A 21,614-nucleotide genomic window follows, 5' to 3' on the forward strand; every position below is an offset into this window, starting at 1 on the left:
TAATAAAAAAGGCTGTACTGCTGCGATTACTTGAGTGAACCCCGCAGTGCCCGTGGAATTTCGATGCTGGCAACTGGGTTTGACGCCTGCTCAAGCATTTCGATATTTTTAACTGGAATCTGACCTACGCGAACCGATTTGCCCAGATCAAGGCCTGATACATCAACATCGATGAAATCAGGGATGTTACTTACGGTACCTTTCACGCGCAGTTTACGCACGCGGGTTACCAGTTTACCGCCTTTCTGTACACCCGGAGCCGAACCTGTCAACCGTACGGGAACCGCCATTTTAACAGGCTTATCATCGGTAACAAGTAGGAAGTCAGCGTGCAGCAGAATGTCGCTAACAGGGTGGAACTGGGTTTCCTGAAGGATAGCCCGGTATTCCTCGCCCTCGATGTTCAGGGCAACTTCAAAAATATTAGGCGTGTAAATTAAATCACGGAACAAAATAACAGGTGCATAGAAATGAACCTGATCAGCGCCACCATACAATACACAGGGAACATTGCCCTCGGCCCGAATCGCCTGTGATTCTGTGCGGCCGAGATTCGCTCTTTTATACCCTACAATCTCGATTTTTTTCATGACAAAATAATTTAAAGAGTGAAAGAGCGCATGAGCGAAAGAGTGATAAGCGCTGAAATCACGCTCTTTCACTCTTTCACTCTTTCGCTCTTTAATTTTTTATAAACAGTGAACTAATAGATTCATGGTCTCGAATGCGGCCGATGGCTTTGGCAAATAACTCAGCTACCGACAACACGCGTATTTTAGAGTTCGGTTGGCTGAGGGGAAGCGTGTCGGCAACGACCAGCTCCTCCAGAACCGAATTGGAAATGTTTTCGTGCGCTTTCCCCGACATAATCGGATGCGTACATACAGCTCGTACAGATTTAGCCCCCTTATCCATAATGATCTGGGCTGCTTTGGCCATTGTTCCGCCCGTATCGATCAGGTCATCGACCAGTACGACGTTTGCTCCTTCCACATCACCAATGACCTGCATTGACGCGATTTCGTTGGCCCGTTTCCGGTGTTTATCGCAGAGTACAATATCCGCATTGAAATGCTTGGCAAAAACACGAGCGCGGTTGGCCCCACCTACGTCTGGGGAAGCGATCACCAGGTTTTCCAGATTAAGGCTACGGATATAAGGTACAAACACCGACGTTCCTTCCAGGTGATCAACCGGAAAATCGAAAAAGCCCTGAATCTGACCAGCGTGCAGGTCGATCGTCATCAGGCGGTCGGCTCCTGAGGCAGCCAGCATATTGGCAACCAGTTTGGCGGCAATCGATACACGGGGTTTATCTTTCCGATCCTGACGGGCGTAGCCGAAATAAGGAATTACGACCGTAACGTAGTGGGCAGAAGCACGACGGGCTGCATCGACCATCAGCAACAATTCCAGCAGGTTATCGCCGGGAGGAGGGGTCGATTGAATTAAGAACACATCACAGCCCCGAACCGATTCTTCAAAGCTGGGCGACATCTCGCCATCACTGAATCGGCGGCAGGTATAACCGCCTAAGTCTTTGCCGTAGTAATGGGCAATTTTTTCGGCCAGGTAAGTAGATTGACTTCCCGAAAAAATCTTAACCGGATTAAACGATGCCATAGGTGCCTGCCAAATTTTCCGCAAAGGTACGGAAAAATCCGCCAAGTTGCCGGGATAGGCTAAAGTTTCTTTTTAGCTGAGCTTTTACAAGTTTTTTAAATTGTACTATTCTCATAGTCAATCTCCTTAGGACGAGCAACGGCGTAAGCTTGAACTCCGTCAAATTTTGGGTGACTATTTACGGCGTCCCTAAATCGCTGGTCGATGATAAGAGCCATTTTTCGATTAGAAAGTAAAATAGCTTTCAGATGCCAGTAATCCTTATCTAAACGCTGGCACTTCTCATCCAATTTTTTAGGAAAGTTCAGAGCTTTCAACTGTTCATTGGAGATCATAACTATCCGTTCGTCCTTTGTAAGGCGAGCAATGATACTCAAAATGCTTTGCCCATAATTACCCCGGTTGCTATCGTGATATTCTTTCAGCAGTTTTTGTGAAAGTACCAGGTACCCTTCATTGTATAGCCACTGAATCAGTTTTTCGTACTGGGGATCGGCGGGATTTTTAAAATTCTTGGCAACGTTATTATCAACAAATAAATCTTTTATCATCCGATAGCGTGCATTGCAATATCCATAACATCCATTTCATAGGTGTCGAAAAAACCTTGTGGCGCACCCTTTACAGCGCCTTTCGTTGTAAATTCTATTGGATGAACTGTACTTTTTATTCCGTCGTTTTCAAAATAAAGTACACATACATCTTCTGGCTTTAATTCACCAGTAACTAACAAAAGACGAATACGATTAATTAAGTATTCACTATGTGTTTCAATAATGTATTGTTTCTGTGTGTGTTTAATCTGATTTACCAAGTAATTCCCAAATTGTGCTTGAACTTTGGGGTGAAGATGAATTTCAGGTTGAGAAACTGCAAGACAAGATTCGTTTGAGAGTTGTAAATCTGCCACTATAATTGGTAAAAATTGGCTAATACCAAATCCAACATCGTTAAGCGCAACGTGTTTACTTTTTTTGTGTGTCTTTACATTTAATTCAAAACGACCACTTTTGAATTTAGCTGACTTAACATCTTGAAATAATCCCAGTTGGCTGGTAATTGAAATGAGTGATTGATATTCGTCCGATTCTGATTCCTCCCAATCTATAATCTGATCTACGTAACCCTCACCTGATACTTCAAGCTTAAAGTCCGGTTTAGATTGACGGTAATAAGTACGACTGGGTGGGAGTCTGAAAGAACCGATATAATTAAAGTCAAATTTTCCATTATATTTTAAATCTCGAAAATACTCTGATATATCGTTTCCCGTGATTTTCTCTACTTTGTATATGACATCAACTGGATGTAAATCATATTTGAATAATAGATTGCTTACCTCGACAGATGATGTATCATGATGTTCTAATGTGAAATTAACTATTCCATCTGTTTCAGAGAGACGTTTTTGTATTTCTTCTGGAGTCTCATGAAAAAATCTGTTAAATTTCAACTTAAAATCAACTCTATGTACTTCATCTTCCAGTCTGTATGATAGCTCAAGCCATGTATCTTTGAAATACAGTGATACAATAAACGGCAAGTCATTATTGGCAGCCATCCAAACCGATTTGATATTAATCTCATATGTTTTATTAAAAGAAATATTTATTTCAAAAACTTCCTCTTTGCTATTTCGCTTAGCCATCTCATGATAGCTGCCTAAGTTTGCATATTGACCATTAGGAGATAGAAAATATGGAAATTGCTCAGTTTGTAATACTGCCAGAATTGCATTTATCAAGGAACTCTTGCCGCTGCTGTTGGCACCCGTTAGTAAGGTAATGGGCGCAAACTTGACGTCGAGTTCTTCAAAGCATTTGAAATTCTTCAGGCCGAGGGAGTTAATGAGCATAATTTTTGTCAGAAAAGCTACTGCCGAAAGTTAGCCAATTTCGGGGATTTTCGGTGTAACCTCTATCTTTGCGGACTTAGTAACTGATTATGACAGAGCAGAAAGTTTCTCCCGCGACCTCTCTACAGGATATTATCGCGCACGCCAAAGAATATGGCTTTGTATTTCCATCTTCCGAAATCTACGATGGCCTTCAGGCAGTGTATGATTATGGCCAGAATGGCGTTGAACTCAAAAATAACCTTAAAACGCTGTGGTGGAAGGCTATGACCCAACTCCACGACAATGTAGTCGGGATCGATGCGGCCATTTTTATGCACCCGCTCACCTGGAAAGCCTCGGGCCACGTTGATTCGTTCAACGACCCGATGATCGATAACCGCGACTCAAAAAAACGCTACCGTGCCGATCAACTAATCGAGCTGAAGGCCGAAGAAATTGAAAAAGCGGGTGATACGGCCCGTGGTCAGGCCCTGCGCGATGAATTGGGTCGCCTGCAAAGCGCGGACGATATGGAGGGGCTGCGCAATCTAATTATTGCGGAAGGAATTAAAGATCCGGTTTCGGGAACAGCCAACTGGACCGAAGTGCGTCAGTTTAACCTGATGTTTTCGACTCAGGTGGGGTCAGTAGCTGAAGATGCCAGCCTGATCTACCTGCGCCCCGAAACGGCTCAGGGTATCTTTGTTAACTTCCTGAACGTACAGAAAACGGGCCGGATGAAGGTCCCGTTTGGGATTGCCCAGATCGGTAAAGCCTTCCGCAATGAAATTGTCGCCCGACAATTCACCTTCCGGATGCGCGAATTCGAGCAGATGGAGATGCAGTTTTTTGTGCGCCCTGGCACCGAAATGGAGTGGTACGAACGCTGGCGCGATACGCGTATGAAGTTCCACCAGGCATTGGGTCTACCCGCCGAAAAGCTGAAATTCCACAAACATGAAAAACTGGCACACTATGCCAATGCGGCCGTGGATATTGAATATGAATTTCCGTTCGGTTTCCGTGAAATGGAAGGGATTCACTCGCGTACCGACTTCGATCTGAAGTCGCATCAGGAGTTGAGTAAAAAGAAGCAACAGTATTTTGATAACGACATCGACGAAGCGACGGGTAAACCATATGGAAATTACATTCCTTACGTGGTGGAAACGTCTGTTGGTGCCGACCGTCTGTTTTTAGCTACGTTCTGCAACGCATTTACCAAAGAAACCGTTGGTGAGGGCGATCAGCAGAAAGAACGGACATACCTCAAGCTGCATCCGGCATTAGCACCTGTAAAAGCGGCTGTGTTCCCGCTGGTTCGGAAAGATGGGCTGCCTGAAAAGGCAGAGGCTATTGTGAAGAGTCTGCGTTCGGAGTTCCGGGTGATCTATGAAGAACGGGATGCCATTGGTAAACGCTACACCCGTCAGGACCTGATTGGTACGCCCTTCTGTATCGCTGTTGATTATCAGACGCTGGAAGACGATACCGTTACAATTCGGTACCGCGATACCACCGAACAAATCCGTATTCCGATTAGTGAGCTAAAAGCACGCATCGGGCAGGAGGTTTCGATGGAGCGGATTCTGGAGCAGTTGTAAATTAACGTTTCGGAAGCTTTAGAAGTTGTTTGCGTTAGTGCGGGCAGGTTCTTATAACCTGCCTCGTGAGGTTTCTCAAAACGAACGGTATGTCTGGCTCAGTTTTGAGAAACCTCGCTAGGGCAGATTTAAGAATCTGCCCGCACTCTACTTAGGCAAAACGTTCTGAATTGACTAACTCAAACAACTCTTAGGCTGTTTCGTCATTTGAAAAATAACAAACAAAAAATCCCCAACCAGCGCTGGTTGGGGATTTTTTGTTTGTTATGGAGCGGGTTTCCACCCGCTTTACTTAGGCTTCACCGATGAGCATGAGCGCTCCAACGGTTACGTTTGAGGTTTCATCGATGAGAATAGCTCCGCCCGTAGCCCGATTTTTTTGATACGGATCGAAACTGATGGGTTGGGCAGTCCGTAAAACAACCTTCGCCAGATCGTTCAGTTTGAGGCTGTCAACGTCTTCGATTTCTTCGTAGGTATTGACGTTCAGTTGGTAAGCAATGTCACGTACTGAGCAACGCGTACGGAAGGTACCCACCTGAAGAAGGTATTTGTTACCCACTTTGAACTCTTTCGTATCCATCCAGCAGAGCATGGCTTCAACCGTCTGGCTGATGATGGGCTGACTATCCGAACGAACGATCAGGTCGCCCCGGCTGATGTCTACATCTGTAGCCAGATGCAAAACGACCGACATGGGCGTTGCTGCTTCATCAAAATGTGTTTCGGCAATTTCGATGGCGTCAATCGTTGAGGTTTCGCCAGAAGGAAGTACGGTAATGGCATCGCCTTTCCGGAAAACACCGCTTGTGATTTTTCCGGCATACCCCCGGTAATCGTGCAGTTCAGCCGTTTGTGGGCGAATGACGTATTGAACCGGGAACCGGGCCGGATGATGATCTTCGGTTTCGCCATTGGCATCATCATCAATGGTCACAGTTTCCAGATGTTCCAGCAGTGTAGCACCTTCGTACCAGGGCATCGCCGACGATTTGTCTACGACATTGTCACCATTGAGGGCGCTCATTGGAATGTACGTTACCTGATGTACATTCAGTTTTTTGGCCAGTTCGGCGTACTGGATACAGATATCGGAAAACACATCCTGCGAGTAATCGACCAGGTCCATTTTATTGATCGCTACCACAATGTGCGGAATCCCCAACAGGGAGGCTATGAGCGAGTGCCGACGCGTTTGTTCCACAACGCCATGCCGTGCATCAACCAGCACAATAGCCAACTGACAGTTCGACGCGCCCGTAACCATATTCCGGGTGTACTGTATATGGCCTGGTGCATCGACAATGATAAACTTCCGCTTAGGCGTCTGAAAATAGCGATAGGCAACGTCAATTGTGATGCCCTGTTCGCGTTCGGAACGTAGCCCGTCTGTCAGAAGGGCCAGGTCGATTTCGCCGTCGTCGCGGCTTTTGCTGGCTCGTTCAATAGCTTCGAGCTGATCGGCCAGAATGGATTTGGAGTCGTAGAGAAGCCGGCCGATGAGCGTACTTTTGCCGTCGTCAACGGAACCGGCAGTTATAAATCGAAGGAGATCCATTTATCTGATTTGATTGAAGTCAATGTGACGATAATAGTCACTGGCTTTTGAAATGTCGTATTCCGTATTGTCGAAATTATTCTGGTCGAGTTCGGTACGAATAATGTGTTCGATGGCTTGTTTAAGTTCAGGAAGACGATCTGTAATTGTCTGGAAAACAATTAGTTTATCAACTCCGACATAATCGTGGGCAACTATATTGCGAAAGGTTTTGATACTTTGCCATGGAATTTGTGTATAGACTGTTTTCGTTTGCTCGCTCATTCGATTAACCTGTTCGCCAATATGTAGCAGTTGCAGAAGACTGGCGTTAAAATCTTTCTGGTCATTCGCTTCAAAGAAAACAAATGGGTCATCGAAACCTGTCGCATATACATCGATTTTGCCAATAGCTTCCAGAATTCGCAGGCAATAAACAAGATCTGTTTTATGATTTGATGGCATACTTTACATCTTTCAATGCCCGATGCAGAATAATTGGTTCAGCATATTGTCGGAGCATCACATCAATGGGAATTTTCAAGTCATCCTGAAGTTGTTCCCTTAACGCGATGAGTTGCTGGTAGGGGATGGGTTCTTCAAGTAGAATGTCAATATCCTGGTAGGCTTCACCACGGGCAAATGAGCCGAAGACACCAATCCGACTTAGGCCGAAACGGTCAAATATGTTCTCCTGCGTCAGGTATGCCTGAAAAGACTGAAAGTTATTGACCATCAAATTGAGTTATTGAGTGAAGAGCGTCATAGCAGCGATTCGTTTAATTACTCAATCTCAGTTAAAAATACCCGCCTTTCTTGCGGTCTTCCATAGCGGCTTCGGAAAGCTGGTCGTCCATGCGGGTTTCGCCCCGTTCGGAGATGCGTGTAGCCTGAATTTCGTTGATAACTGCGTCTAAGGTATCCGCTTCTGATTCGGAGGCTGCTGTACAGGAGATATCGCCGACGGTACGGAACCGAACCCGACGGGTCACAAGCTGGTCATCTGGTTCGGGTTTGATAACACCACCCGCCGTAGCCATCAGTTTGCCATCCCGCACGAGTAGTTCGCGTTCATGCGCAAAATAGATGCTCGGCAATTCGATTTTTTCCCGACGGATATAATTCCATACGTCGAGTTCGGTCCAGTTCGAAATGGGGAATACGCGGACGTTCTCACCTTTATGAATCCGGCCGTTGTAAAGGTTCCAAAGTTCGGGGCGTTGGCGTTTGGGGTCCCAGGAGCCAAATTCATCCCGTACTGAAAACACCCGTTCTTTGGCCCGTGCTTTCTCTTCATCCCGACGAGCTCCACCGATGCAGGCATCGAACTCAAATTCTTCGATGGCATCGAGCAACGTAAAGGTTTGCAGACCGTTGCGGGTTGCATTGCGTCCGGTTGGTTCTTTGAGTTTCTTTTCGCGGATGGTGTCTTCTACATACCGGACGATGAGTTTTTCACCAATCCGTTCGGCCAGATTATCCCGGAAGTCGAGTGCTTCCTGGAAGTTGTGACCCGTATCGACGTGAAGCAGTGGGAATGGAAATTTACCCGGCCGGAACGCTTTCAAAGCCAGATGCACCAGCGTAATGGAATCCTTACCACCCGAAAAAAGAAGGGCCGGACGTTCAAACTGCCCCGCTACCTCCCGCATAATGTGGATGGCTTCCGATTCAAGCTGATCTAAATAATCGAGTTTCATTTCAAGGATTGACTTGTTGAAGGATAGAATGATTGAATAAGTCAACAAATCAATCATTCTATCCTTCAATCATTAAGCTTTAAACACTTCTTCGTGCGTATGTAAACCGCATTCTTTCTTGGAGTTATCCTCCCACCACCAGCGTCCCGCCCGGAAATCTTCTCCTTCCTGAATGGCCCGGGTGCAGGGCTGACAACCAATACTGACAAAGCCCCGGTCGTGAAGGGGGTTGTAGGGGACGTTATGCTCTTTTACATATTGCTTTACCTGATCAAATGTCCAGTCCATTAGCGGATGGAATTTGAAAAGCTGATGAGCTTCGTCCCATTCGAGTTGGGTCATGTCCTGGCGGTTGGCCGATTGCTCGGCGCGTATACCCGTAATCCATATTTTCTGACCTTTCAACGCCCGGTTCAGTGGCTCAACTTTACGAATTCCGCAACACTCTTTCCGGTTTTCGACTGACTCATACATGCTGTAAGGCCCTTTACCAGTCATCAGCTTTTCAACAGCATCGGCCTGAGGATAGTATGTTTCGATGTTGATCCCGTACCGGTCGTTGGTTTTTTTCCAAACTGAATACGTTTCAGAAAACATCCGGCCCGTATCGAGTGTGAAAATACGAACTGGTATATCGTTTGAGGCAATCAGGTCGGTAATAACCTGATCCTCATAGCCGAGGCTGGTCGAAAAGACGATCTGGCCAGGGAATAGTTCGGCCAGTGTCCGTATAGCTTCCACATTGCTCAGGCCGAGCAATCGCTCGCTAAGACTTTCGAGCGTGTGTGAGGTAGGTTCAGCAATCATACGAGTGACTATATATAAAAAACATGGCCCTGCATCAGGCTACTTTCTCTTTGAGTACCTCAGCCGACTTTGTGGCAGCCTGGGCAAAATCGTCGATCAGGTCTTCAATGGCTTCCAGACCTACAGAAACCCGAATCAGACCGGGCGTGATGCCTAATGCCGCTTTTTCCTCTGGCTTCAGTTTGGCGTGCGTAGTCGTGTTCGGGTTGGTCACAATCGTACGCGAATCCCCCAGGTTAGACGAAAGCGTAGGAATGGTTAAGGCATCGTAAAAGGCTTTTACCCGCTCAAAACCACCTTCGAGTTCAATCGTAACAATGGCACCACCCGCACTCATCTGTTTCTTCGCCAGGTCATACTGTGGATGCGATGGCAAAAATGGGTAGAGCACACGGTCGACATCAGGATGACTTTCCAGGGCTTCGGCCAGTTGTAAGGCATTGCGACAGTGCCGTTCCATGCGCAGATCCAGCGTTTCCAGACTCTTTGATAACACCCACGCATTAAAGGGAGAAAGCGAAGGTCCTGTATGACGGGCAAAGAAACGGATAGGTTGTATCAGATCGGCCCGACCCACTACAATACCTCCTAACACACGACCCTGTCCATCCATATATTTTGTCGCTGAATGTATGGACAGATCAGCACCATAATCGAGTGGAGTTTGCAGGATGGGTGTCGCAAAACAGTTATCGACGTTCAGGATGAAGCCGTATTTCGCTTTCAGACGGGCCAACATTTCCAGATCCACCAGTTCCAGGCCGGGGTTCGATGGGGTTTCCAGATACACCATTTTTGCGGCTGGCGTTCCGGTTGTTGGCTGAATGGCGGCTTCCCAGTCGGCTTCAGTAGCGGTGGCATCTACATACGTATGGGTAATTCCCCACTTACTCAGAATCTGCGTGATGATCTGATGGGCTGAACCGAACAACGCCCGGCAGGCTACAATATGATCGCCCGATTTCAACAAACCTGCCATACTGGCAAAAACCGCAGCCATTCCCGTCCCCGTTGCAATACCATCTTCAGCATTTTCTAGCATACATACCTTCTCCACAAATTCCGAAACGTTCGGGTTCGAGAAGCGTGAGTAAATGTTGCCTTCTTCGGTTTCATCGAATAGCGCTTTGCCCTGCTCAGCACTGTCAAAGGCAAAGCTCGATGTGAGGTATAACGGGACAGAGTGTTCGCGGTTCAGCGATTTGGCCGTTTGGATGCGAATGGCTTTGGTTTGTTTTTTCATAGACTTATTTCGACAGTATTAACAGGTTGTACAAGTCTGCTTTTACGCCTAAATCCTGTAGCCCCAGTTAATCCTATCAGAAAAACTTAATGATTTTCCGCAAACTTACGATGATGATAACAATCCCTACCAATATCATCATAGTTTTAACAGGTAGTTTTTGTGCCAGCCGGGCGGCAATCGGAGCGGCAATCATACCGCCAAGAATTAGACCGATAATAACCAGTCCGTAATTATCGAGACCTGCGTATAGGGCGAAGACAACCGACGAGGCAAACGAGACAAAGAACTCCGCCAGATTGACTGACCCAATAGTATAACGCGGATGACGACCAGCGGCAATAAGTGTCGAGTTGACGATAGGGCCCCAGCCTCCACCACCAATGGCATCGACAAACCCACCGAACCAGGCCAGCAATCCAATCTGACGAACCGGCTTTTTCTTCTGACGTTTAACGAGGGCCTTTTTGAGAATCAAAATACCAAGAATAGCCGTGTAAACGGAAATAGCAGGACTTAAGTAGTTGGCTACCAGTTCCATATCGGCCAGTTTCGTAATGAGAAACGCGCCTAAAGCCGCACCTATAACTCCTGGAATCAGGACGACTTTGAACAAGCGGCTATTCACATTCCCGAACTTAAGGTGCATATAGCCCGACACACCACTGGTGAAAATCTCAGAGCTGTGTACACTGGCCGTAGCAAAAACCGGACTGATTCCTACACTGGTCAAAAACGTTGTAGCCGTTACGCCATACGCCATGCCTAGGGCTCCATCAATCATTTGGGCCACAAAACCGGCCATAATGAAATAGAAAATGTCGGGTGTAACATGAATAGTGTCGGCAATGATCGTGAGCCGGTCGAGGGTGAAATAGCTAAAGAGCAAATGCCCGACAATCATCAGGGCAAGTGCTGCAAAAACATAAATAGCGATTTCGGTTCGGTTCCGACGCCGAAGCAGGGGTTGTGAGCTGCCGGTTTCAATAGTAGCCGTTGGATAGGCTGCTCGCAATACCTCCGCCTGTCTGGCAGCGTTAGTTCCTTTTAACGTAATCGTAAGTCCATTAAGGTCGATTTCTGGGCCTGTTAATGTAATTGAATTACCTGCCGCATCAGGCGTGGGGGCTAGGGGTTGGCTCATACAGTATAAAACCTATCGAATTAATGGAGTAATGTATTTATGAAAAACGGCACATCCACGTGCCGCTTGTTCCAATTGATTTTCGAGTTTGTAACGTCAGACAAGACTTGAAAGTGCCACAAAGATACGGTATGAATGCGGAAAGTTGCAAGAAAACGATTAGACGTCGTCAAGAGTGGTGCCTAATCGTTTTCTTTTTAGCTGAATACCGTATCCCAGATGGATGTAGAGAGCCTTTCGCACATTAGTTGCCTTCCCCCGCCATTGGGTCAGCTTTTCCGTCTGGATCACCCGTAACGGTGCCGTGAGTAGGCAGGTTAGCCCCCCGAATATACAGTAAGCCCGCTACGTGTGGAGCAGCCATGGATGTACCACTTAACGTAGCATAAGCCGCATTTTTATATGTAGATGTGATTCGTACCCCGTAGGCGCAGACATCTACGCTGGTGCCAAAATTCGAGAAGGAAGCAAACTGATTTTTACTGTCCATCGCCGACACCGTAAATACATTGGCGTGATTAACCCGCGACGGTGAGTAATTATTGGCATCTTTGCCGTCGTTGCCAGCCGCTATAGCAAAGAGAATGCCCAGATTAGCCGCTCGGGTTATGGCTGCATCGAGTGTCGATGACGTACTTTCTCCGCCCAGACTCAGATTGACCACATCGCCCGACTTCCCATTTTGTGCTACGTAATTGATAGCCTGAATAATGCCGGAGAGCCGCCCTTCACCGTCATCATCCAACACACGAAGCGAAACCAGTGTAGCGCCAGAAGCAATACCCGTTACGCCAATGCTGTTGTTTTTAGCACCGATGATACCCGCTACATGCGTGCCATGTCCATTTTCGTCATCGGCAGAGGTATTGCCGCTAACGAAGGATTTGCTTCGACTGACATCTACATTCAGATCGGGATGGTCGAGGTCGATGCCGGTGTCGATAATCCAGACGGTTTTGCCGGTTTGTAAATCGCCCCGACCGTAACCCGTCTGTTTGATATTCCAGGATAATGTCGACGTAGTGGCTACATCCACACAACTACAGATCGACATAATCCGGTCGGGTTCTACCAGCAGTACATCGGGGTCCTGGCGTAATTGCTCGGATTCGTTCTCGGTAAGGTGGGCCAGAAAGCTGGTTTGTTCGCCAGATACTAAAAGATCGGCCTGTGTATCGGCAATCTGATAATCGGCCAGGAGTTGTTCGAAGCGAGCTTCGGTTGCTGCTACTCTGGCCCCCGACACCCCTGACAGCGTTTGAGTGGGCTGATAGGTAACAATGTATGAACCTGCTATGGCAACCCCGCTATTGGAAGAGGCTTTTACCAGACAGTCGGCCGAGATACTGGTAGGCTCTACACTACTATCAGCCTGACAACCAAACAAACCGATACCGGTTACGGCGACGTGGATAAGTGTCGCGAACGGGAAAAAACGTCGCATAACGTACGTACGAAAATAGATTAGGAAAAAGCTGAATCGTAGAACGTTAGGCCATAGAAATAGAAGAATCGCTGCGGTTGTACGTGAACGATGCGTTGGGCGTCAAATCCACTTTATTGGTTATACGTATAAAACGAAATGGCCGTTGCAACTCTTGCTGTTGAGTAGACTATTTTTTGGGTAAAATGGGGAGAAAAACAACCTGCCCGGCACCGGGAAAATGCGTTCGAGCGATGGGGTTTCCATATCGCTGGTAGAATTGAGCAACCTGATCAGAGGTCAGTAAGTCAGGATATAGGTTTATTCCGGCGAAATGGTTCTTTTGGAGGAAATTATCGAGAAATTGCCAGTCTTGTTCGGTAAATCGTCGGCCTGGCGTTAGGAGCCGGGGCCAGCCATCCCGAAGTAAGGGCTGAATCTGATCGGGGTGGAGTCGGCCAAAATATTGCCCAACACCATTTTTATCGTAAAATCGCCGGAACGTAAATACGGCATTTTGCTGGTCATAATAGGGGCAAAGCCCTTCGGGACCACCTGGTCCATTGGCCCCTATGGTACAGAAAGGCCAGTCGAGTACAGCTACTCCTGGTTGCCGACGAACCACGTTACAGTACTGCAATACCTGATCTGAAATAACATGGCTTGGGTATCGAAAGCGCGGATAATAGCCTGTAAACCATTCAATGAGCATCAAGGCAATTGTCAGAAAAAGAAACAGTTGTCTGGATAAGTAATGGGGCCATTTGATAGGTAGGGCCAGCAGGCAAAAGAGAACGGGGTAAATCAGGCTGGCTCTGCCGCCATGTCGATTAAAGCTGAACCAGGGGAAAATTTTCAACGTAGGAATGAGCACTGGATGATAAAGCAGGCATAAAACCAGCATAACTACAATAGGTAGCCAGATCGTAGCCCGCCGTCGAATCTGCCAGAAACCGATACCTCCAGCTATAATCAGGTAAAGCCCCGGACTGCCCTGGCCGTAGCTTTCGTACGCATCCTCAAGCCATTGATCGTATGGTTGAGCATAGGTATGTAAGCCCGGTAAATGGGGGATGAATAAGCGGAGCGGATGCGACCAGGCCCGTATTTCAGGTACATCGGTAAAGTCGAACTCCCAGGCTGTAAAGGCGATCTGTAAGGTAAGCGGTAAATACAGATAAAGGCTGATGCCGATGAGTACCAACCCGGCTACAATACCCAGTTTGTGATGACGCCACTGTTCTTGTACATAGCTGGTCAGGAGGGTAAACCAGCGTATAGACTTTCCTTGTCGTGTTGTGGATTGTCGGGTATTGCGGAATAACGCCAGCGCGATGAATGGAGCAGCCAGCGTTGTGAACGTCAGGGAGAAGCCAGCTACATAACCGAGTTCCTGGCTCAGCACCTGCACATGAAGCCACACCCAGACTAACACAAACGGGGCTGAAACGGGTTTTTGATCAACCGTATCGTACAGCAGCCGATAAGTGGCTACCATGCACAGCGTTGTCCAGTGGCCCACCCCTACGTTCATGTGAACAGGGAATTTATAGATCGCGTAAAAGTTAAATACTGATACGATTAGCCCCGCAACAAAGCTTTTCAATCGGCCAAATCGGGGTTCCAGCAACAGAAACGTACCGATAGCCGCTGTCAGAAGCGTATATAAGTAATAGGATTGAAGATAAGGTCCCGGTCCATCCAGGAGTAGGTAGCAGGCCCTATACCAGTAATCGCGCTCAAACCCCCAATCCAGAAAAACCTGATTTGTACCATATGGATAAAACGTTTGCGTGTTAACCAGATTCAGGTGCGGAAATGGATTGAAGGATAGGTTCTTTGTGAAGAAATAACCTACGTATTCAAACTGATCTGTATCGTTGCCATCGGAGAGAGGATGACTAAAGTCACCGATAATTCCACAGCCCAGTAGGGTCGTCAGTAATCCTAAACCAATCAGCAACAGCCAATACGATGGATCTGTGGGCGCTAAGGATGAGTTGGTTAGGGCAGGAGAAACAGACGGACGGACGCGATTCATCAGGAAGTTTATGCATTCATCGACACAAGCGATAGACAAAAGTGCTTGCAAACGGCTATTTTTTACGGTGGTTTACCTTAACTAGCTGTTTTGTAGTCGTTTAAAGCCTATATTAGTAGGTTTCAGGAAAACAATAGTAAAACTTAGTGTCAAATCAGTTCAACGGCAACAGAAAAACCTTGTTATAGGTCGGGCCTACTCGTTCGTAGATTGTGCCAACCTGGACACAGAATCGAAGCCCGATAAATTGGGGTTCGATGACTAGCTGCCAATCACTGTAATAGTTCATTTCGCAAAGGTAAGGCATAGACAGCAAAACACCCGGTTCGTTGGCCGGGCGTTTTTGTTTGACTAGATCAGCATTCTACGTAATACGGAAATTCTATTCCGCGAAAACCGGGCGAATTTTTCGGAGTACTGCCAACTATCCGGGTTTATATCAAATACTAACCGTTCTTTTGGCGAAGTGCTATAAGTGACTAAAAGTGTTTGCCAAACTTCTTTATTGCTGAAATGATATAATAAAATCCTACCTCTATGTAAAATCCGGCTCTGTTTAGGCGATAAGTCTTGTTTGTATTCCGGCTGTAGTATGTCGGGCAACGATAAGGCGCACGATTCTGGATTTATTTGTTTCAACAAAAATAGGCCTAATTCTACGTCAATTAGTTGCCGAATGCAAAGGGTGTTGCTATAAGGGAATGTCCTAGCGGTATTCATTTTAAAAGTTGAATGATAAGGCCCGTTAAAATACTGAGAATACCAACAACAGCAAACGCGCTACCTAGTACAAAAGTACCCGTTTCCGATGCGTCAATAAATGAAGCCCAAACCTGTTTGTTGCCGAATAATCTAACAACAGAAACGAAAATAATAACGGCCAATATAAAGGCAATTGCGCCCACTTTGGCCCCGCTAATCAGGTAATTTGTCATTTTTTGATTTTGATAAAAATTGAACCATAAAACCGGACTTTACAGCCCGGTTTTGTTTGTGTGTGTTTGATTACTGCAACCGACGCGGCAATTACCAAAAGCCAAAAGACAATTCTTATGCGACTAGCTCAGGTTTGCGGCTCCAACTACTCGGTTTCCAGCCGTTCGGCTTCTTCGCTTCTTCGGCGGCTTTACGCAACCAAAACGCATTTTTTTTGCGGCCTTCGTCAACGATCTTTTTACGGTCAGCAGACAACGCTAGATTGATTTCAAAAACAGTAAATGGGCTATTCTTTTGAACGCAAACAAAGCGAAAATTATAATTGCGTTCAATGCCTAGCGAGTCCAAATAAAACGCGGCTTGCCTATCGTACCCGTATTTGATAATACTGTCGTAGAAATCTTGTGGGTTTCTATAGGACGTTGTTTTAAGGTCAATAATTAACGGCCCTTGTATCGGTAAGTTAGTCCCTGCAAAAACGTTATCTAACTTAGCCTTTAACGGTAATCCGGTAATTGGACAATCCCATAGCTTAACAACTTCGGATTTGCCTTGCTTGATACAATCTAAAGTAAATTCATCTACACTCTTAACGAAATTTTCAACCATTTGCATCAGTTTATAACGCTCTTTTACGTGTATCAGGCTCCAATCTAATTCCTTTTCGGGTTCGAGAATCATAGCGTGAAAGAACGTCCCAAATAGCGCGGTTTTGGGGTCGATTGGCTTGTTTTTCTCGAACGTGGGTAACATTACCCGGCTCAACTCTAATAGGTCGCTATTCGAGTAGCGGGGTAACTGGCGGTAGGCTTCGTCTGTCATTGGTTGAGTAGTTCAGGGTTTTCGTAGATATTACCGATTACTTCGGTTTTGTCGGTTTCGTCAGCAAATACGCCGTAGGTTTCCTGTAGAATCCAATCTAACGTATCATCCTGACGGGGTTCTAAGCCTGTATATTGGCGGTATTCGTCCAACATTAACCAAGAAAAACGCGACCATTCAGTTATATAAACACAAACGAAATAATGTAAGTCCTGACCTTCACCCATTGGACGATCTATTAGGTCGGCTTTTATGTCGCCCTCGTAAATTTCTTTACCGTTTTTGTCGATCAATCCAGTAAACTGCATTAGAATAGCAGAATGGTTATCTGAATTTAACCAGCCTGATAGCGCGTTTTCTTTATGAGCAACATTTGCAGGGATATACAATAAATTGGCTTTATATAATATGTCGGCTTCATCGTTATTACCCGCCATTACATTAAAATTCATCGTACATCTATGTAAATCCCAAGCTCTAAATTTTATAATTCGTTGTTTCATTTTGTTATAAAGTTTTAGGCTTATCTGCCCGTTTTTTAACGTTGTTACTGCTTACATTTTTAACGGTTCCGTCGTTGGCGTTTTTGACTTTTAATAAGCCGTTGGGCGTCCAATTTAAAACCGTAGCGTTGTATTTTCCGCGCTCGTAACCTTTAATAATTCGGGTAACTTGTACCCGGTCGCCTTCGCTAATTACTTGGTTCATTAGAGGTCTTTAAAATGTTCGTTCAATAAATCCGAAAACGTACAAAATTCATCGGCTTCACCGTCTTTGAGTTTTATACACCAATTGCCAATGTGGTCGGAATAGTAAACGTCTTCTACTTTATCGTTATGCTCTAACAATTCTTCCAGAAGTTGAGCGAAAGAAATAGCGTTACTTTCCTGTATTTGTTTTTTAGTTGCCATAGCTTTAGTATTCGTCTTTATGTCCGCAATTTCTACAGTGATACCAACCGGGGAAATCCTGTTCACCATGAACCCCGTATCCAGTGCCGCCCGGACTACTAAAAACGTCTGTAGAGCCGCACTTTTCGCAAACTTTAGCCCCGCCGTAAAAGGCGTTTACATATTCTACGGGCGCGTCTGGTGAATTGTCCGCGTGTTCGTTACAGGACGGGCAATGTTTAGTTGCCGCGTCCTGTTTAATAAAATCGCCTTCGCACTTGCAGACCCAAAAATGAGGGGTAGTTACTTGCTCTAAATTTGGCATTGGATTAACGGATAGAGGGTAGGGGGTGAATTGAGTTATAACAGGCTAAATCTTGTTCCAACGTCGGGCCGTAATTGACTAACTTAGGCATAAGCGGTTTTACGGTTGGTTCGACAATTTGATTAAGCCGATCACGTACAAACCCTTCGCGTAGGTAGTTGGGTAAACCGTTTATTAGAACCCGATACGTGTCTAAGCCAATCGCATACGCTATATATGCTTCGTGAATCCCGTTAATGTGGTTAACGATATTAACCAATGATTGATGAAAAGCCCGAACGTCGATTGTGTCGGTTATATACCGTTCTATTTCTCGATTCGTTGACGATATGCGAAGCCGACAAAGTAGGTCGAAATAGGTTGTATAGCCTAAATCCTTGCAGATAACCCGTAATTGGTCGTTGTTGACGTTTTCCAGTACTTGCCCGGTCGATTGATTGCGTAGGGCAATACGCGGGTTTGTCTGGTAAACCTGAAATTGTTTCTTTACTGATTTTCGTCGGGTATCAGCTACGAAGTCGTTTAATGTCTCCGCGCTGTCGGCATTGTTATCTATTCGCCAAATCTGGAACGGTTTAACTACCCCATATCCATAAAAATTAATTGACTTGGGGTAATATCCAGCTACAACCAATGCGTTAACCTTACGCCGTATTTGGTCTTCATTGGCTAAATAAAACCCTTGTGCGGCTAAGAACGCCCGCGCTGAAAAGTAAACGCTGTAGTAGGCTTGTGGGAATATCCAATGTAACGACGATTGCAAATACTGTTCGTCGTTTACAACCGGCGTAATCCGTAACGCGTATTCAGCCGATAGGCCATTACTAAGCAGTTTAAACGCGTTTTTGTGGATCGACTCAACGTTAAACGGCTTGAAATTCGGAAAATTCGGATTAATGCGAACCGGGCCGGGTATGTGCTTACTTTGGATGTAGCTATCTAAGGCCCGAAAGTTATCTAGGAATATCATACAGGTAGAAAAAAGGCCCGTTGACGCCCTTTCGACGTTAACGGGCCGGGTTAGTGGATTAGTTGGATTGGGGCAACATTTCCGGCTCAAACGGTGGAGCCGTAAACGGGTTATAGAAGTTGTAGGCCGACTTAATGTTTGCTATGTCGGTTAGTGTTTCGACCCGGAATATTTTACGGTCTTGTGCGTATTCTTTCAGCGTAGCCGTCGTAACCGCGTCGGCAATCTTATAGGTGAATGAAGCAATGTAGTAGGTTGCTTTAGAGCCGCCTTCGCCTTTGTTATTCTCTTTCCTCTCAGCGATTGCCGTTATTACTACGTCGGCTAACGTAAGGTCGTCATAGTATAACGGCTCGATCAGACGAAAGATATTATCCACACTGTAGCCGTGAAACAGGATAGCCGAAACACAATTCTTTTCGTCTATAAAAAAGATTTCCGCCCAATTCTTAGTACCCATATTCAGAATGTTGTCGGTGAAAATCCGCCATGCAATCGGCTGGAACGTAATCATACGGCCTAGTTTTTCCGTACCGTTGATGTTAAAAACCCCTTCTTTGGCATCAAATCGGTATTGGCGGGGGTGTCCTTCCAAATAGCGGAATCGGTCTACTACTTCGCCCGTCAGTTCGTGTACTTTCTGATAGGCTTTTAGATTACCTTCGGCTACAGCAGTAGCGAGTGCGTTGGTTGTCAAATGGTCAGTACGCATAATTGTACAAAAGTTAGAAAGTGAAAGTAAAAAAAATTGAAAAGTCTCGAAAAAGGCCGGGTTTATACTTTGTGTATTAGCCCGATATTGTACTATTTGAAGATTTCGCCCTTTGAAGCATTTTGGTTAAAGGTTCGGGTTCTGATTTCATCCCTTTTATCATATTCGCAGATGCTTCTATGATTCGTAGGTTAGAAATATCCGCTATCCAATCACAAGGCAAACCGTACCTAAATCCATCGGTAACGGATACGATATGGTCAAGTTGATAAGTGGTAAAGTCGCGCTTATCATAATTAGGTAAGGTGTGTAAAGGCTGTGCCTTTGTTAGCTTCCATACCGTATCAGAATAGAGTTTCCAAGCCTGTTTCTTTTCACGCATTAGCCGCGCTTCTTCGGCTTTTTTGGCTCTATTCTGCTCAATTTGAGCCGTCCTCTGTTTCTCTTTTTGGTGCTTATCGTGCTGTAGTTGATACCAGCCTTTAAATCGTTCCATATAATATTTTAATTGAATAGGCTGGAATATTGCCCGGTAAAAAACTTGTGATAGTGCCGTAGATTGGCCTTTGTGACGTTGTTTTTGACTTCGACAAAATCAATACTCGAACCATCGGGGAAAAACGTTCTATGTTTAGCCTTTCCCTTTGGGACTAATTGGTTAGAATCGTATAGGAGCGTAGCCATAGGGTTAGTTTTGCGGTAAATCGTCGGCGTATTCCTGTTGCCGCCGTTCCCATTCTACCGGCAACATTTCCAAAATCATTAGAAGCGTTTCTAAGTCGATGCCGTTAAACTCGCCAAATGGCTTTGTATCGGATACGCGCAAATCGTAGGACTCTACGTTAAACAGTCCCTCTATGGCTAAGTCGGTTATAACGATCTTAACCGATTGCCCAACCGTTACAACCTGTTCGCGGCCGGGGGTGTGGGGGGTAGGGGTAAAGCCGTCCATTAGGGTATTAATTGAATGCCTATAGACGGCCACCAAAGGCGTTCGGCAAGTTTTTTATTAATAAGCTCCGTAATTGCGTCAAACTCAGACGTTGGAATCTCTTGCACCAATTCAACTAAAAATTGGTCTTCGTCTGCTACATCGCTTTGGTCGGCTACATGGTCGATAACCATTTCTTTTATACAATCAGGCGAAATGGAATAGGTAGTAGGCTCGTTATCTAAAATCCAATAAGTCCGCGTAGCCAGATATTCGGCGGCATCTTCAAACGATTCAGCCCGACAGCCACCATCCACAACGCATTGGCTGTACCCTTCGGCGGTCGCTTCGGCTACGGTCATTTTCAGGCTTTCCATAGTAAAGGGGTTGATTTGATGAATTGGCCGGGGGAATAGACCCGCCCCGGCTTTCGGGTTGCTCTTATGTATGGGTTAGGCTTAAACGCTGGTTAATTCCACTCTTTGAAAAATTGCGCGGCTGATTGGTCAGGCGTTAACCCCGCTTCGTAATCATTCAAAACGAGTTCTCGCATAGGCCAAAAGGAGTATTTACGATGTTCCCCCATTGCGCGTAATTTCTGTATAGTCAGCGTGAAGAACTTATAGGGGTCCATTTCGGATTTCTTTTTGGCCTTTGGATAGGCCATATAGCGTTCTGAAATAGATGTAGCGTAAGCAAGTGACTGTTTATTCATTGTCGTAAGGTTGATTTATTGGCCCGACCGTAAAGCCGGGCCGTATGTGAACGGATTGATTAAGCGATTATCAGACGATCAGCGCGGAACGAACGCCAGCCGCCTACGGTCATATCGTAGTATTTAATCACAAGGCCCGTTATAGATAGGTCTTTAGGGGCGTGTTCTTCGCCGTAAAATCCGATTGCTTCGCGGATTTCGCCCGTATCCTTTACGTAGGAGAATTGGACGGGTTCAGTAAACATTTTATAGCGTAGGCGAAGGATTGCCCAGGCTCGTTTAAACGCTTCTCTCGATTTAAAGCCTTTCCCGCGTAGGAAGTTGGCTAAGGTAAACAAAGACTTTTTCATGTGT

Annotated in this window: 27 protein-coding genes; 1 reads left to right on the top strand and 26 read right to left on the bottom strand. The window is 45.9% G+C overall.

Features of this window, described 5'->3' with window-relative positions; all coding sequences use genetic code 11:
• Positions 1-26 precede the first annotated feature (26 nt).
• The 4 genes from BGO59_RS10460 to BGO59_RS10475 form a co-directional block, all read right to left on the bottom strand.
• On the bottom strand, positions 27-590 hold the full coding sequence (locus BGO59_RS10460) for a 50S ribosomal protein L25/general stress protein Ctc (RefSeq protein ID WP_293683569.1): 564 nt from the start codon (positions 588-590) through the stop codon (positions 27-29).
• 91 nt (positions 591-681) lie between these two features.
• The gene (locus BGO59_RS10465) at positions 682-1,623 is read right to left on the bottom strand and encodes a ribose-phosphate pyrophosphokinase (RefSeq protein ID WP_293683570.1); all 942 of its coding nucleotides are present in this window, start codon (positions 1,621-1,623) and stop codon (positions 682-684) included.
• A 95-nt stretch (positions 1,624-1,718) separates the two neighbouring features.
• Positions 1,719-2,174 (bottom strand): hypothetical protein, encoded by a 456-nt coding sequence (locus BGO59_RS10470; RefSeq protein ID WP_293683571.1) that lies wholly within the window; start codon positions 2,172-2,174, stop codon positions 1,719-1,721.
• Positions 2,171-3,478 carry a DUF3696 domain-containing protein gene (locus BGO59_RS10475; RefSeq protein ID WP_293683572.1) on the bottom strand — a complete coding sequence of 436 codons (1,308 nt, stop codon included), beginning with the start codon at positions 3,476-3,478 and terminating at the stop codon, positions 2,171-2,173. The genes BGO59_RS10470 and BGO59_RS10475 overlap by 4 nt, the downstream gene beginning before the upstream one ends.
• 89 nt (positions 3,479-3,567) lie before the next feature.
• Between BGO59_RS10475 and BGO59_RS10480 the strand changes: the two genes are divergently transcribed.
• Positions 3,568-5,064: a glycine--tRNA ligase gene (locus BGO59_RS10480; protein WP_293683573.1), complete on the top strand. Its 1,497-nt coding sequence runs from the start codon at positions 3,568-3,570 to the stop codon at positions 5,062-5,064.
• A gap of 292 nt (positions 5,065-5,356) precedes the next feature.
• On the opposite strand, the gene BGO59_RS10485 is transcribed toward BGO59_RS10480, so the two are convergent.
• The 22 genes from BGO59_RS10485 to BGO59_RS10590 form a co-directional block, all read right to left on the bottom strand.
• Positions 5,357-6,622 (bottom strand): GTP-binding protein, encoded by a 1,266-nt coding sequence (locus BGO59_RS10485; protein ID WP_293683574.1) that lies wholly within the window; start codon positions 6,620-6,622, stop codon positions 5,357-5,359.
• Positions 6,623-7,066: a HepT-like ribonuclease domain-containing protein gene (locus tag BGO59_RS10490; RefSeq protein WP_293683575.1), complete on the bottom strand. Its 444-nt coding sequence runs from the start codon at positions 7,064-7,066 to the stop codon at positions 6,623-6,625.
• The gene (locus tag BGO59_RS10495; protein WP_293683576.1) at positions 7,050-7,337 is read right to left on the bottom strand and encodes a nucleotidyltransferase domain-containing protein; all 288 of its coding nucleotides are present in this window, start codon (positions 7,335-7,337) and stop codon (positions 7,050-7,052) included. The genes BGO59_RS10490 and BGO59_RS10495 overlap by 17 nt, the downstream gene beginning before the upstream one ends.
• A gap of 61 nt (positions 7,338-7,398) precedes the next feature.
• On the bottom strand, positions 7,399-8,301 hold the full coding sequence (gene cysD / locus BGO59_RS10500) for a sulfate adenylyltransferase subunit CysD (RefSeq protein ID WP_080056804.1): 903 nt from the start codon (positions 8,299-8,301) through the stop codon (positions 7,399-7,401).
• A 72-nt stretch (positions 8,302-8,373) separates the two neighbouring features.
• On the bottom strand, positions 8,374-9,108 hold the full coding sequence (locus BGO59_RS10505) for a phosphoadenylyl-sulfate reductase (protein ID WP_293683577.1): 735 nt from the start codon (positions 9,106-9,108) through the stop codon (positions 8,374-8,376).
• 34 nt (positions 9,109-9,142) lie between these two features.
• Positions 9,143-10,351: an aminotransferase class I/II-fold pyridoxal phosphate-dependent enzyme gene (locus BGO59_RS10510; protein WP_293683578.1), complete on the bottom strand. Its 1,209-nt coding sequence runs from the start codon at positions 10,349-10,351 to the stop codon at positions 9,143-9,145.
• Between the two features lie 76 nt (positions 10,352-10,427).
• Positions 10,428-11,495, bottom strand: a complete 1,068-nt coding sequence (locus BGO59_RS10515; RefSeq protein ID WP_293683579.1) for a sulfite exporter TauE/SafE family protein — start codon at positions 11,493-11,495, stop codon at positions 10,428-10,430.
• Between the two features lie 244 nt (positions 11,496-11,739).
• Positions 11,740-12,939: a S8 family serine peptidase gene (locus BGO59_RS10520; protein WP_293683580.1), complete on the bottom strand. Its 1,200-nt coding sequence runs from the start codon at positions 12,937-12,939 to the stop codon at positions 11,740-11,742.
• Positions 12,940-13,108: 169 nt separating this feature from the next.
• On the bottom strand, positions 13,109-14,959 hold the full coding sequence (locus BGO59_RS10525; protein WP_293683581.1) for a hypothetical protein: 1,851 nt from the start codon (positions 14,957-14,959) through the stop codon (positions 13,109-13,111).
• 351 nt (positions 14,960-15,310) lie between these two features.
• Positions 15,311-15,679, bottom strand: a complete 369-nt coding sequence (locus tag BGO59_RS10530; RefSeq protein WP_293683582.1) for a hypothetical protein — start codon at positions 15,677-15,679, stop codon at positions 15,311-15,313.
• Positions 15,676-15,894 (bottom strand): hypothetical protein, encoded by a 219-nt coding sequence (locus BGO59_RS10535; RefSeq protein WP_293683583.1) that lies wholly within the window; start codon positions 15,892-15,894, stop codon positions 15,676-15,678. The genes BGO59_RS10530 and BGO59_RS10535 overlap by 4 nt, the downstream gene beginning before the upstream one ends.
• Positions 15,895-16,009: 115 nt before the next feature.
• The gene (locus BGO59_RS10540; protein WP_293683584.1) at positions 16,010-16,717 is read right to left on the bottom strand and encodes a PD-(D/E)XK nuclease-like domain-containing protein; all 708 of its coding nucleotides are present in this window, start codon (positions 16,715-16,717) and stop codon (positions 16,010-16,012) included.
• The gene (locus BGO59_RS10545) at positions 16,714-17,220 is read right to left on the bottom strand and encodes a YopX family protein (protein WP_293683585.1); all 507 of its coding nucleotides are present in this window, start codon (positions 17,218-17,220) and stop codon (positions 16,714-16,716) included. Before BGO59_RS10545 ends, BGO59_RS10540 begins: the two co-directional genes overlap by 4 nt.
• Positions 17,221-17,224: 4 nt before the next feature.
• On the bottom strand, positions 17,225-17,425 hold the full coding sequence (locus tag BGO59_RS10550; protein WP_293683586.1) for a hypothetical protein: 201 nt from the start codon (positions 17,423-17,425) through the stop codon (positions 17,225-17,227).
• Positions 17,425-17,628: a hypothetical protein gene (locus tag BGO59_RS10555; protein WP_293683587.1), complete on the bottom strand. Its 204-nt coding sequence runs from the start codon at positions 17,626-17,628 to the stop codon at positions 17,425-17,427. Before BGO59_RS10555 ends, BGO59_RS10550 begins: the two co-directional genes overlap by 1 nt.
• A 308-nt stretch (positions 17,629-17,936) precedes the next feature.
• A complete protein-coding gene (locus tag BGO59_RS10560; RefSeq protein ID WP_293683588.1) occupies positions 17,937-18,902 on the bottom strand; it encodes a hypothetical protein in 966 nt (321 codons plus the stop codon).
• A gap of 58 nt (positions 18,903-18,960) precedes the next feature.
• Positions 18,961-19,614 (bottom strand): hypothetical protein, encoded by a 654-nt coding sequence (locus BGO59_RS10565; protein ID WP_293683589.1) that lies wholly within the window; start codon positions 19,612-19,614, stop codon positions 18,961-18,963.
• Between the two features lie 76 nt (positions 19,615-19,690).
• Positions 19,691-20,110, bottom strand: coding sequence for a hypothetical protein (locus tag BGO59_RS10570; protein ID WP_293683590.1), 420 nt, complete (start codon positions 20,108-20,110; stop codon positions 19,691-19,693).
• Positions 20,111-20,302: 192 nt separating this feature from the next.
• Positions 20,303-20,566: a hypothetical protein gene (locus tag BGO59_RS10575; RefSeq protein ID WP_293683591.1), complete on the bottom strand. Its 264-nt coding sequence runs from the start codon at positions 20,564-20,566 to the stop codon at positions 20,303-20,305.
• Positions 20,566-20,922 (bottom strand): hypothetical protein, encoded by a 357-nt coding sequence (locus BGO59_RS10580; RefSeq protein ID WP_293683592.1) that lies wholly within the window; start codon positions 20,920-20,922, stop codon positions 20,566-20,568. The genes BGO59_RS10575 and BGO59_RS10580 overlap by 1 nt, the downstream gene beginning before the upstream one ends.
• A 92-nt stretch (positions 20,923-21,014) precedes the next feature.
• Positions 21,015-21,260, bottom strand: coding sequence for a hypothetical protein (locus tag BGO59_RS10585; RefSeq protein ID WP_293683593.1), 246 nt, complete (start codon positions 21,258-21,260; stop codon positions 21,015-21,017).
• Positions 21,261-21,319: 59 nt separating this feature from the next.
• Entirely contained in the window at positions 21,320-21,610 is a 291-nt protein-coding gene (locus BGO59_RS10590; RefSeq protein WP_293683594.1) for an SH3 beta-barrel fold-containing protein, read from the bottom strand.
• Positions 21,611-21,614 lie beyond the last annotated feature (4 nt).

It is taken from the genome of Spirosoma sp. 48-14 (genome assembly GCF_001898575.1).
Classification (GTDB): Bacteria; Bacteroidota; Bacteroidia; order Cytophagales; family Spirosomataceae; genus Spirosoma.

Excerpts from the sequence above, each read along its gene's own strand:
- BGO59_RS10460 (WP_293683569.1), bottom strand. The coding sequence starts at position 590 with ATGAAAAAAATCGAGATTGTAGGGTATAAAAGAGCGAATCTCGGCCGC.
- BGO59_RS10465 (WP_293683570.1), bottom strand. The coding sequence starts at position 1,623 with ATGGCATCGTTTAATCCGGTTAAGATTTTTTCGGGAAGTCAATCTACT.
- BGO59_RS10470 (WP_293683571.1), bottom strand. The coding sequence starts at position 2,174 with ATGATAAAAGATTTATTTGTTGATAATAACGTTGCCAAGAATTTTAAA.
- BGO59_RS10475 (WP_293683572.1), bottom strand. The coding sequence starts at position 3,478 with ATGCTCATTAACTCCCTCGGCCTGAAGAATTTCAAATGCTTTGAAGAA.
- BGO59_RS10480 (WP_293683573.1), top strand. The coding sequence starts at position 3,568 with ATGACAGAGCAGAAAGTTTCTCCCGCGACCTCTCTACAGGATATTATC.
- BGO59_RS10485 (WP_293683574.1), bottom strand. The coding sequence starts at position 6,622 with ATGGATCTCCTTCGATTTATAACTGCCGGTTCCGTTGACGACGGCAAA.
- BGO59_RS10490 (WP_293683575.1), bottom strand. The coding sequence starts at position 7,066 with ATGCCATCAAATCATAAAACAGATCTTGTTTATTGCCTGCGAATTCTG.
- BGO59_RS10495 (WP_293683576.1), bottom strand. The coding sequence starts at position 7,337 with ATGGTCAATAACTTTCAGTCTTTTCAGGCATACCTGACGCAGGAGAAC.
- cysD (WP_080056804.1), bottom strand. The coding sequence starts at position 8,301 with ATGAAACTCGATTATTTAGATCAGCTTGAATCGGAAGCCATCCACATT.
- BGO59_RS10505 (WP_293683577.1), bottom strand. The coding sequence starts at position 9,108 with ATGATTGCTGAACCTACCTCACACACGCTCGAAAGTCTTAGCGAGCGA.
- BGO59_RS10510 (WP_293683578.1), bottom strand. The coding sequence starts at position 10,351 with ATGAAAAAACAAACCAAAGCCATTCGCATCCAAACGGCCAAATCGCTG.
- BGO59_RS10515 (WP_293683579.1), bottom strand. The coding sequence starts at position 11,495 with ATGAGCCAACCCCTAGCCCCCACGCCTGATGCGGCAGGTAATTCAATT.
- BGO59_RS10520 (WP_293683580.1), bottom strand. The coding sequence starts at position 12,939 with ATGCGACGTTTTTTCCCGTTCGCGACACTTATCCACGTCGCCGTAACC.
- BGO59_RS10525 (WP_293683581.1), bottom strand. The coding sequence starts at position 14,959 with ATGAATCGCGTCCGTCCGTCTGTTTCTCCTGCCCTAACCAACTCATCC.
- BGO59_RS10530 (WP_293683582.1), bottom strand. The coding sequence starts at position 15,679 with ATGAATACCGCTAGGACATTCCCTTATAGCAACACCCTTTGCATTCGG.
- BGO59_RS10535 (WP_293683583.1), bottom strand. The coding sequence starts at position 15,894 with ATGACAAATTACCTGATTAGCGGGGCCAAAGTGGGCGCAATTGCCTTT.
- BGO59_RS10540 (WP_293683584.1), bottom strand. The coding sequence starts at position 16,717 with ATGACAGACGAAGCCTACCGCCAGTTACCCCGCTACTCGAATAGCGAC.
- BGO59_RS10545 (WP_293683585.1), bottom strand. The coding sequence starts at position 17,220 with ATGAAACAACGAATTATAAAATTTAGAGCTTGGGATTTACATAGATGT.
- BGO59_RS10550 (WP_293683586.1), bottom strand. The coding sequence starts at position 17,425 with ATGAACCAAGTAATTAGCGAAGGCGACCGGGTACAAGTTACCCGAATT.
- BGO59_RS10555 (WP_293683587.1), bottom strand. The coding sequence starts at position 17,628 with ATGGCAACTAAAAAACAAATACAGGAAAGTAACGCTATTTCTTTCGCT.
- BGO59_RS10560 (WP_293683588.1), bottom strand. The coding sequence starts at position 18,902 with ATGATATTCCTAGATAACTTTCGGGCCTTAGATAGCTACATCCAAAGT.
- BGO59_RS10565 (WP_293683589.1), bottom strand. The coding sequence starts at position 19,614 with ATGCGTACTGACCATTTGACAACCAACGCACTCGCTACTGCTGTAGCC.
- BGO59_RS10570 (WP_293683590.1), bottom strand. The coding sequence starts at position 20,110 with ATGGAACGATTTAAAGGCTGGTATCAACTACAGCACGATAAGCACCAA.
- BGO59_RS10575 (WP_293683591.1), bottom strand. The coding sequence starts at position 20,566 with ATGGACGGCTTTACCCCTACCCCCCACACCCCCGGCCGCGAACAGGTT.
- BGO59_RS10580 (WP_293683592.1), bottom strand. The coding sequence starts at position 20,922 with ATGGAAAGCCTGAAAATGACCGTAGCCGAAGCGACCGCCGAAGGGTAC.
- BGO59_RS10585 (WP_293683593.1), bottom strand. The coding sequence starts at position 21,260 with ATGAATAAACAGTCACTTGCTTACGCTACATCTATTTCAGAACGCTAT.
- BGO59_RS10590 (WP_293683594.1), bottom strand. The coding sequence starts at position 21,610 with ATGAAAAAGTCTTTGTTTACCTTAGCCAACTTCCTACGCGGGAAAGGC.